The sequence below is a fragment of the Natrinema soli genome (assembly GCF_028618695.1).
The window spans coordinates 1-677 of sequence record NZ_JAQIVI010000756.1; the positions used below are offsets into that span (position 1 = coordinate 1).

Here is a 677-nt window from a genome sequence, read left to right on the forward strand (position 1 = left end):
GTTCGCCGATCTCGCCGGCTGGCAGGGGCTCGCCCGACTCGTCGTCGACGACGGTCATGTCGGTCGGGAGGAGGGGGCGACCGACGGTGTCGGGGTCGTCGAACGCCTCACGGGGCCGGGCGGTCGCGATCTGGGAGGTCGCCTCGGTCATGCCGTAGCTCGGGTAGATCGGGACGCCGCGGTCCTCGCAGGCCTCGACGATGTCGTTCGGGGTCGGTGCGCCGCCGACGAGGACGAACCGGAGCGATTCCGGGAGGTCGCCCGCCTCGAGCAGGCGCCCGAGCATCGTCGGGACGACCGAGACCCCGGTACAGTCGTACCCGTTGAGGACGTCGAGTACGTCCGTGGCGTCGAACCCGCGGGACCGGGTGAGGACGGCCGTCGTGCCGTAGAGGACCGACCGGACGACGACCGAGAGCCCACCGACGTGGTACAGCGAGAGCGGACAGCACCAACGATCGTCGGGATCGATCCCGAGCCGGAATGCGGAGGCGGTCGCGGAGGCGAGAAAGTTCCGCCGGGTCAGTCGGACTGCCTTCGGGTCGCCGGTCGTCCCGGAGGTGAACGCGAGAACGACCGTCTCGTCGAGGCCACCGACGGCCGGTTCGACGTCGACCGGTTCGGTCCCGGCGAACGCGCCGACCGACTCGTCCCGCGGTTCGTCGACCGAGAGCACC

At 71.0% G+C, this 677-nt stretch carries 1 protein-coding gene; it reads right to left on the reverse strand.

What is annotated here, in order from left to right; translation table 11 throughout:
- Positions 1–677, reverse strand: a 677-nt coding sequence (locus tag PGX04_RS31685) for an AMP-binding protein (protein WP_273742107.1), incomplete at both ends; no start/stop codon positions are given.